We start from the raw sequence: 8,945 nt of genomic DNA, 5'->3' as shown, positions 1-8,945 counted from the left end.
ATAAGGGACGGGGGCGACCCCGCGAGGGGTCCTGTCCTGGGGCGCCTGCGCGGGCGGTGCGTCGAATCCGCCCCGGTCGGGCGACGTCGACGGTTCGGACGCTACCGGAGCCGGCTGCAGCGGCTTGACCGGCGCGCCGAGCTTCGCCTCGGGCTCGCCGACCACCTCGATCACGCCGTCCGAACCCCTGGTGAGGATCGGCGCGCTGGCGACCCCGACCATCCCGAGCTTCTCGGCGCGCTGGGCCAGGACCTCCGCCGACCGGGCTCGCTCGTTGGACGCCTGGAGGGCCTCCATGCGTTCGACGAGCTGGACGTTGGCGTCACGCGCGTTCTTGAGGTTGTAGGTGTCCTGGGTGGTCTGCGCGGACAGCAGGAGCGTGCCGCCGACGCCGGTACCGATGAGGAGGAGCATGACGACGACGAAGGGGATCCTCCCCGCGAGGTCGGCGGGACTCAGCCGTTCCGCGGGGACGACCACCGTCCGGCGGCCCCGGACAGAGCGGGTGACCGGCTTCCGGCGCAGTCCCACGGCCCCGACGCCTCTGACCGGCTCGGCGCCCTCGGTGGTGGTGCCGCGCCGGGTGTCGAGGTCGTCGGCGGGATCCGACGTGTCGATCGTGCTCGTCATGGGGTTCTCCCGTCGATACGCCGGACGCAGCGCACCCGGACCGAGGCCGAGCGCGGGTTGTGATCGATCTCGGACTGTGAGGCCTTCTCCGCACCGCGGGTCACGGCCTCGAACTCGGGACCGTGTCCGGGCAGTTCCACCGGCAGACCCGCCGGGGTGCGCGAGGCGGTCCGGGTGGTCAGTTCCCGCTTGACGATCTTGTCCTCGAGCGAGTGGTACGCCATGAACACCGCCCGCCCGTCACCCCTCAGCAGGTCGAGGTACCCGGGGACCGCGTTCTCCACGGCCTCGAGCTCGGCGTTGACCTCGATGCGCAGCGCCTGGAAGACACGTTTGCCCGGATGCCCACCGGTGCGGCGGGCGCCCTGCGGGATGGTGTCGTAGAGCAGCTCGACGAGCTGGGCGCTGGAGGCGACCGGATCTGTCTCACGGCGACGCACGATCGCGGAGGCGATCTGACGCGCGAACCGCTCCTCGCCGTAGACGCGGAAGATCCTGGCGAGGTCGTCACGCGGGTAGTCCGCCAGGATGTCGGCGGCGGTCGGGCCGGTGGTGGGGTCCATCCTCATGTCCAGCGGGGAGTCGACCGAGTACGCGAAACCGCGCTCGGCCACGTCGAGCTGCATCGAGGAGACCCCGAAGTCCAGTAGGACGCCGTCGATCGCCGGGCCGGCCGCGTCCCTCGCGTCCTCGGGGAGGCTGTCCACGATCAGGTCGAAGTCGTCGAAGCGGGCGTGCACGGGAGTGAACCGGTCCCGGTAGGCGGTGAGTCTGCGGGTGGCGATCTCGAGGGCCTCGGGGTCGCGGTCGACCCCGACCACCCTCAGGTCGTCGAACTCGGCGAGGAGATGCGAGGTGTGACCGCCCAGACCCAGCGTGCCGTCCACGATCACCGGGCGACGGCCTTCCGCGGCCGCGGAGTCGACGACGGGCCGGAAGAGTTCGAGGGTGCGGTCGAGGAAGACGGGGATGTGACCGGACCGGGCAGCCGCGCGGTCGGAGTCGGGCTCTTCCGCCATGTCGCCTCCCTCGCGTCCGGATGTCATCGGTGCTCCGGTTGTGGTGGAGCCCCCTGGTCCCCGTCCGGTACCCACCTGGCGTTGGGGAAGTACGTCAGGGTGGTGCCGGGCAGGGGCCGGGGGGCTCCGTCCGTCGTGCAGTCGTGCTGTCGTTCCGTCGTTCCGTCGTGCTGGTCCGTCCCGGGGATCAGAACTCGATCCCCAGCGAGGTGCCCTCCATCTCGGAGAACACGGGGAGGTTCTCCGCGCTGTAGCGGTCCCAGGCCTCGGCGTCCCAGACTTCGAGACGCTCTCCGAGGCCGTTGACCACGCAGTCCTTGCCGAGGCCCGCGTAGTTCCGCTGACTCGCCGGAATGGAGACCCGTCCCTGCGAATCGAGTTGTTGGACCTCCGCGCCGCTCACCAGGAGCCGGAAGAACGCCATGTGCCTCTCACTGAGGTTGGCGGTCGGCCGGACCTTTCTGACCAACGCGTCGAACTCGCGTTCCGGGAAGACCGAGAGCGTGTTGGTGAACCACCCACACACGACCACCCCGTCGGCCAGGCCAGGCCTGAATCTGGCGGGGATCGTCAGCCGCCCCTTGTCGTCGAGCTTGGGACGGTGCGTCCCGTACCCGACGAAGGCTCGTTCACGCTCGGAGTCGGTGGGATCGGTGTCGGTCACCCGCCACCTCCTGGGTTCAGGCCCCTTCGAGCTCCTCGCGTCCCCCACTGTACCCCACAACGCCCCACAAACAAGGCCTGTGCCCCACTTCTCCCCACCGACTTACATCTCTGCAGTTCAGAGCACCCTGTCGACCCGTGACCAGCTGGAGAACCCGCCGGGAGTCACGCCGGAGACGGCCACAGTCGGCGAACAGATGTGGTTCCTGTGACTATTTCACACCCTAGGGGCGAATGATGGGCCCCCGGTGGGGCGAAGTGGAGAGCCGGGGGGCGCACGGTGGGGCGCGCCGCCGCAGGGCGACCCGGCATCACCGAGTTCCCACGCGGCCGAGACGCTCGCCGCCGAAATAGGCGGGAGGGGCGAGCGCGGATGCGCTCGCCCCTCCCGGGACGTGATCAGTCGTTCTGGCTACTGCTCGAAGCGACGGCGGAAGCGATCCTCCATGCGAGAGGAGTAGCTCTGGCCCTCGGCCCCCTTGGTGGACGCCTTACCCGTACCCGGCACCCGGGCTCCGCCCGCGGAACCGGCCGACGACGACGCCTTGGACGGCACCGCGCGCATGGCGAGCACACCCGCCGCGAACATCACGAGGAAACCCACGAGACTGAGGACGGGAAACCCGCCCGGTTTGAAGTCGAGTGCCAACCCGCCCACGAGGAGCGCGACCCCCACGAGACCGAGGATCACCACCAGCCCGGCAGGACGGCGGCCACCGGTCCCACCGGTCTTTCGAACAGACGACGCGAACTTGGGGTCGTCGGCGTAGAGCGCATTCTCGATCTCGTCGAGCATGCGCTGCTCGTGCTCTGACAGGGGCACTTCGACCTCCTTAGAACGCTCGCGGTTACGAGCTCGGCCGGCTCGGCCGTGTGACGTCGACCGTCTACGGGGATCAGCCGGTCAAGGGTTGACTCCATCATACGAGCGCGACGCGGTGGTGACCACCGGGATTCCGAGTACGCGGCAGAAGCCCGGTCCACAGGGCGTCCTCGACCTCACGCCGCCGGACCCAGTACTCCCAGCCGCTCGTCGACCAGGTCGAGGAAACGACCGACAGCCCAGAGGAAGTCATCCGCCATGCGGGGTGTGACCGTTCGGGGGAGCCCGTCCTCCACGGCGGCCGCGAGGGCCGAGTAACCGCCGAAGGCGGAGGCCCATTCCGCCAGCTCGGGAACCTCTGCGGCGAGCCGGTGCCACACATCGGACGGGCCCCTGCGACGCGGCCCCGGGGACAGGAGCGCCGCCGCCGCCGAACGCGCCGCCCGGTAGGACTCGAGAAACCGCTCGGCGGGTGACGACGCGGCCAGCGCCCGGCCCCGGTGGACCTCGGCACGACCTGCCCGACCGAGGGACCCGAGGCCACCCCCGCCCGGCGCACGAACTGCGGTTCTCGACGCCATCTCCGCTGCACCTCCCCTTCTGGACCCCACGGTATCGGCGGGGTACGACACAACTGGAGGTCGTGAACGCGCGCACGTGATGAGATGGGGTGGATGGACACCGTGATCACCAGCCTGGACGCCGGGGAGTTCCGTGACCGACTGCCGGAGGCGCTCGGTGTCTACGTCGACGCCATGGGGTACCCGTCCCAGGTGATCCGATCCCGCGCCCCCGCGTGGATGGAGCACAGCCACCGGGAGGGCTGGTCCGGGGTCGCGGCCTTCGAGGCGCCGCGTCGGCGCCTTCTCGGTCACGCCCGTGGGCCCCTGGTCGCCATCTGTTACGGCTACCGGGGTTCACCCGGCCAGTGGTGGTACGAGCAGGTCGCGCGAGGGCTGCGAGAACAGGATCAGCGCCTGCCGACGGACTACGTCGAGTTGACGGAGCTCCACGTCTCCCCCCGCTACCAGGGGCACGGCATAGGCACTGAGTTGCTCCGCAGGTTCCTGTCCGGTCGCACGGAGGGATCCGTGTTGCTCTCGACCCCCGAGGTCCCCGACGAGGCCAACGGAGCGTGGCGGTTGTACCGGTCGATGGGCTTCTCGGATGTGCTCAGGGCCTACAGGTTCGAAGGCGACGCCAGGCCGTTCGCCGTACTCTCGCGGTCGCTCCCCCTCACCCAACACGGAGGCCCGCGTGAACAACAGTCATGACGTCGTGGTGATCGGTTCCGGTCACAACGGCCTGGTCTGCGCCGCCTATCTCGCGCGGGCAGGGCTCGACGTCCACGTGGTGGAGAAGGACACCGTCCTGGGCGGCGCCACCTCCACTGTCGAGCGCTACCCCGGGCACCGCACGGATCGTGGCTCGTCGGCCCACCTGATGATCCGGCACACCGGCATCCCGGAGGAGCTGGACCTGGCCGCCCACGGGCTGAGGTACGTGGACTGTGACCCGTGGGGTTTCGCCCCCGCCCCGCCGGGCAGCGACGCCCCGCCCCTCGTCTTCCACCGCGACCTCGACGAGACCTGTGCGAGCATCGCCGCCGCCTGCGGGCGGGCGGACGCCGACGCCTACCGCGGGTTCGTCCGCCGGTGGGAGGTCCTCGCCGGGCGGATGATGAAGGGGTTCAGCGTTCGCCCCACGGCTCCGCGCCTGGGTTCCGCGTTCCTCGGACGCGACGATCTCCGGGATCCCTTCGGCACGGTCCAGACCTTCCTGTCCTCCGGGGATGCGCTGCTCGACCAGACCTTCACGTCCGAGCGGCTCAAGGCCGCCCTGTCCTGGTTCGGCGCACAGTCCGGACCGCCGATGTCCCATCCCGGCACCGCGCCGATGATCGGCTTCGCCGCGCTCATGCACCAGACCCCTCCCGGCCGTGCGATCGGCGGGTCGGGCGCTCTCGCCGACGCTCTCGTCTCCGCCGTCCGGGCCGGCGGCGGATCGGTCACGGCGGGCGCCGGAGCGACGGCGATCCGCCGCTCGGGGGCCGGTTGGCGGGTGGATACCGCGGGGGGCCCGTCGTTGCACTGCTCGGCCGTCGTCGCGGCCTGTCACGTCCACACCACGCTGGACCTCCTGGCCCACGAACTCCCCGCGGCGGGCCTCGAGGCCTGGCGCCGCAGGATCCGTCCGGGGTTCGGGCTGGGGATGGTCGTCCGGCTGGGTACGACGGATCTGCCCCGGTACCCGGGTGTGCCCACGACCACCAGTGCGCACGGTCTGCAGCTGCTGGTGACGGACCGCCGTCGACTCGACCACCGGTACGGGGTCGCCGCGGCCGGCGGTCTCGACGCCGATCCCGCCGTCCTCGCCATGAGCTTCAGTTCGCTCGACCCCTCGCTGGCGCCGGCGGGTCGGCACGAACTGACACTGTGGTCGCAGTGGCACCCGCGGCACCTGGCGGACGGGCGCTCCTGGTCACAGGCGGGTCCGGGTGAGGCGGACCGGATCATCGCGGCCGCGGAGCGGTTCGCCCCCGGGCTCACCGACTCGATCGTCCACCGTCACGTCCAGACACCGGAGGACCTGGAGACCGAACTCGGCCTGATCGGCGGCAACGTGATGCACGTGGAGATGTCGCTCGATCAGATGCTCCCCATGCGGCCCCACCCGGATCTGGCCGGGCACACCGTCCCCGGCGCCGACGGCGTGTTCCTCGCGGGCGCCTCCACCCATCCCGGCGGGGGTGTCATCGGCACCAGCGGGAGGACGGTGGCGCGGCTCGTCGGTCGCCGACTCGGCACGTCGACGCGGCGTCGGCGCCGCACGCGGGCACAATGACGACCGTGATCGAACCGAGCACCACCGCGACCAGCCCCGTGACGGCCGCACACTCCCCCGCGCGTCGCCGGATCACGGGCGTCACCGCCCTGGTGACGATGCTGTTCGTCCTCACCGGGTGTCTCCAGCTGAACGCCCAGATGAGTGTGCGGAAGGACGACACCGTCTCGGGTCGCATCCTGGTGGCCGGCGACCAGCCGGCACAGGCGGCCGCCCTGGACCGGCTGTCCACTCCGTCCGGCCTCGAGCAGAAGGTGCGGATCACCGCCTACTCCGCGGACGGCTTCACCGGCAGGGAGATCTACTTCACCCAGTTGACCTTCGCAGAGGTCGACGCGCTGTCCCTGGCCATCGAGGTCGAGGGGGCGAGGCCGTACACCCTGGGTTTCCGCCGGAGCGGCGACACGGTGTCCTTCACCGGCTCGGTGGACCTCTCCGGAATACCGGCGGACCGGGCGGATTCCGCGTCCACCCGGGTGGACCTCACGTTCCCCAACCGCATCGGGGAGACGAACGGCACGCTGGGTGGGGGTAACTCCGTGAGCTGGACACCGGCGCCGGGGTCCATCACCCGGATGCAGGCGTCGTCGTCCTACCCGGATCCGGCGACCCGCGGTTTCGCGGTGTGGATGATCGTCGGGATAGGCGCCGCTCTACTGGTGTCGATCGGGACGATCCTGGCCGCCCGGACCTCGCGGGCCCGGTCGGACCGACTCGTGCGCTGATCTCACGGGGAGCCGGCGGGGCGCACGGACCGCGGGAGCACCGCCTCAGGCCCTGGTCGCCCCGACCCCCGGGGACGGGACCATCGACAGGTTGGCCAACACCTCATGCGTGGCACGGGAGAAGTTGAGGGTGTTGAAGTGCAGGCAGGGCACGCCCTCGCCGATCAGACGCTCACAGAGTTCGGTGGCGAACTCGATCCCCACCTCGCGGACCGCGGCACGGTCCTCCTCTGGCCCGTCACCCGCCGCCGCGCGCAACCGGTCGGACAGGCCGTCCGGGAGGGCGCACCCCGACAGCTCCACCATCCGGCGGACCTGACGGAGGCTCGTCACGGGCATGAGCCCGGGGATGATCGGCTTGGCCGCCTGCTCCGGGTCCGCGACCGCGAGACGGTCCCGGAGACGCAGGTAGTGTTCCACGTCCCAGAACATCTGCGTGATCGAGTACTCGGCGCCGGCGCGCAGTTTGTTGAGCAGGATCTCGGTGTCGTGGTCCAGGTCCCGCGCCCGGTAGTGCCCCTCCGGGAAGGACGCGACACCCACGTGGAAGTCCCCGACCTCGTGGATCAGTCGCACGAGCTCCTCCGCGTAGTGCAGACCCTCGGGGTGCGGGGTCCAGTCACCCAACGGGTCCCCGGGGGGGTCCCCCCGGAGGGCGAGGATGTTGGTGACACCGACGTCGGCGTACATCTGGATCATCTCGCGCAGTTCGGCGATCGTGTGCCCCACGGCCGTCAGGTGGGCGATGGGCACCAGGTCGGTCTCGCTGACGACCCTCTCGACGACCCTGACCGTCCGGTCACGGGTGGACCCGCCGGCCCCGTAGGTGACGGACACGAACGCTGCGCCCAGTTCGGAGAAGACGGAGGCGGCCCGCCAGAGACGTGCCTCCGCGGCCTCGTCCCGGGGTGGGTAGAACTCGACGGAGAAGGGCACCCTGGGGGTGCTCGACGAGGCGATCCGGTCCACGATGCTCGGGTGTCGGTCGCCGCCCGCTGGGTCGATGTCGGGTAGCTGGGTCACCGGACCAGGGTAGCCCGACACGCGTCGGTGCCGACCTCCGCCCGGCGACTAGGATCACGGTATCGAGGGCTGCCGGGCGGCGGCGCCCGGAAGGGATGGTGACCGTGGTCACGGCGACTCGTCCAGACGACGGAGAGCGGATCCTCGGCGCCCTCCGCCGCCATCTCGACGGACGGCGCCGGGTCGTGTCAGGGGTCGACGATCGGGTCGACACCCTGGCGGGCCTGCTCGCGGACTTCGTCCTCAGTGGTGGCAAACGGATGCGGCCCCGGTTCGGCCTGGCGGGATGGTCGGCGGTGAGCCCGGCGGACGCCGTCGTCCCGGACGAGATCGTCACCGCCTGCGCGGCACTCGAGCTGATCCAGGCGTGCGCCCTCATCCACGACGACATCGTGGACGCCTCCGACACCCGTCGCGGCCGACCCACCGTCCATCGCTCGATCGAGGCGGCCCACCGGGGACTGGGATGGTCCGGGGACCCCGCCCGGTACGGGGTCTCGCAGGCGATCCTCGTCGGAGACCTGGCCCTGACCTGGGCGGACGAGATGTTCGTGACCTCCGGCGCCGATCCGGCCGCACTCGGCCGGGCGCTCGCGCCCTGGTACGCGATGAAGACCGAGGTGCTCTCGGGTCAGATGCTCGACATCCTCGCGGAATCCTCCGGTGCGACGGACGAGCTGACGCCGGCCCGGGTCAACCGGTTCAAGACCGCGGCGTACACCGTCGAGCGGCCGCTCCACATCGGTGCCGAGCTCGCCGGGGCCGGCGCCGACACCGTCGCGGCGCTCCGCGAGTTCGGTGTGGCCGTGGGGCAGGCCTTCCAACTCCGCGATGACATGCTCGGTGTGTTCGGTGACCCCGAGGTCACGGGCAAGCCGTCCGGGGACGACCTCCGTGAGGGCAAGCGCACCCTCCTGTTGGCCAGGGCGACCGCCCTGGCACCGACCGGGGACTCGGATTTCCTGCTCTCGGTCCTGGGCACCGACCTCGAGACCGACGACCTCGAGCGGGCTCGCCGGATCCTCGTGGACTCGGGGGCGGTCGCCTCCGTCGAGGCGGAGATCGACACCCTGACCGTGCGGGCCCTGGACGCGATCGGTTCGGACGCGGTGAGCGAGCACGGCCGGGTCACCCTGCGCGACCTGGCCGAGGCCGCCACCCGTCGTCGGGCGTGACGATGGCACCGGGCCCGGCCCCGGGGGCCGTCACGCCCACCTC

At 71.0% G+C, this 8,945-nt stretch carries 9 protein-coding genes and 1 pseudogene; 4 read left to right on the top strand and 6 right to left on the bottom strand.

Annotated elements, in window-relative coordinates; translation table 11 throughout:
* From G6021_RS04635 to G6021_RS04615, 5 genes and pseudogenes are all read right to left on the bottom strand, one after another.
* Window positions 1–630 (bottom strand): annotated as a pseudogene (locus G6021_RS04635) (hypothetical protein); the annotation flags it as partial.
* Window positions 627–1,649 (bottom strand): 16S rRNA (cytosine(1402)-N(4))-methyltransferase RsmH, encoded by a 1,023-nt coding sequence (rsmH, locus tag G6021_RS04630; protein WP_179525059.1) that lies wholly within the window; start codon window positions 1,647–1,649, stop codon window positions 627–629. The pseudogene G6021_RS04635 and the gene rsmH, both read right to left, overlap by 4 nt.
* A 187-nt stretch (window positions 1,650–1,836) precedes the next feature.
* On the bottom strand, window positions 1,837–2,313 hold the full coding sequence (locus tag G6021_RS04625) for a division/cell wall cluster transcriptional repressor MraZ (protein WP_179525058.1): 477 nt from the start codon (window positions 2,311–2,313) through the stop codon (window positions 1,837–1,839).
* Window positions 2,314–2,724: 411 nt separating this feature from the next.
* Window positions 2,725–3,135 (bottom strand): DUF3040 domain-containing protein, encoded by a 411-nt coding sequence (locus G6021_RS04620; RefSeq protein ID WP_179525057.1) that lies wholly within the window; start codon window positions 3,133–3,135, stop codon window positions 2,725–2,727.
* Window positions 3,136–3,311: 176 nt separating this feature from the next.
* Window positions 3,312–3,716: an SAV_6107 family HEPN domain-containing protein gene (locus tag G6021_RS04615; protein WP_179525056.1), complete on the bottom strand. Its 405-nt coding sequence runs from the start codon at window positions 3,714–3,716 to the stop codon at window positions 3,312–3,314.
* Between the two features lie 93 nt (window positions 3,717–3,809).
* Between G6021_RS04615 and G6021_RS04610 the strand changes: the two genes are divergently transcribed.
* The 3 genes from G6021_RS04610 to G6021_RS04600 are packed head-to-tail and all read left to right on the top strand — an operon-like array spanning window position 3,810 to window position 6,704.
* Window positions 3,810–4,409, top strand: a complete 600-nt coding sequence (locus G6021_RS04610; protein WP_179525055.1) for a GNAT family N-acetyltransferase — start codon at window positions 3,810–3,812, stop codon at window positions 4,407–4,409.
* Window positions 4,393–5,979 (top strand): NAD(P)/FAD-dependent oxidoreductase, encoded by a 1,587-nt coding sequence (locus G6021_RS04605; protein ID WP_179525054.1) that lies wholly within the window; start codon window positions 4,393–4,395, stop codon window positions 5,977–5,979. Before G6021_RS04610 ends, G6021_RS04605 begins: the two co-directional genes overlap by 17 nt.
* Window positions 5,976–6,704 (top strand): DUF3153 domain-containing protein, encoded by a 729-nt coding sequence (locus tag G6021_RS04600; protein ID WP_179525053.1) that lies wholly within the window; start codon window positions 5,976–5,978, stop codon window positions 6,702–6,704. The genes G6021_RS04605 and G6021_RS04600 overlap by 4 nt, the downstream gene beginning before the upstream one ends.
* Window positions 6,705–6,749: 45 nt before the next feature.
* Here G6021_RS04600 and metF read toward each other — a convergent pair whose 3' ends face one another.
* On the bottom strand, window positions 6,750–7,727 hold the full coding sequence (metF, locus tag G6021_RS04595) for a methylenetetrahydrofolate reductase [NAD(P)H] (RefSeq protein ID WP_182615602.1): 978 nt from the start codon (window positions 7,725–7,727) through the stop codon (window positions 6,750–6,752).
* A gap of 95 nt (window positions 7,728–7,822) precedes the next feature.
* On the opposite strand from metF, the gene G6021_RS04590 reads away from it, so the two are divergent.
* Window positions 7,823–8,902, top strand: coding sequence for a polyprenyl synthetase family protein (locus G6021_RS04590; RefSeq protein ID WP_182640755.1), 1,080 nt, complete (start codon window positions 7,823–7,825; stop codon window positions 8,900–8,902).
* Window positions 8,903–8,945 lie beyond the last annotated feature (43 nt).

This window comes from Dietzia sp. CW19 (assembly GCF_014145265.1).
GTDB classification, from domain to species: Bacteria; Actinomycetota; Actinomycetes; order Mycobacteriales; family Mycobacteriaceae; genus Dietzia; species Dietzia natronolimnaea.
The sequence above is the reverse complement of the archived record's forward strand: the minus strand, read 5'-3'. Positions and strand labels throughout refer to the sequence as shown.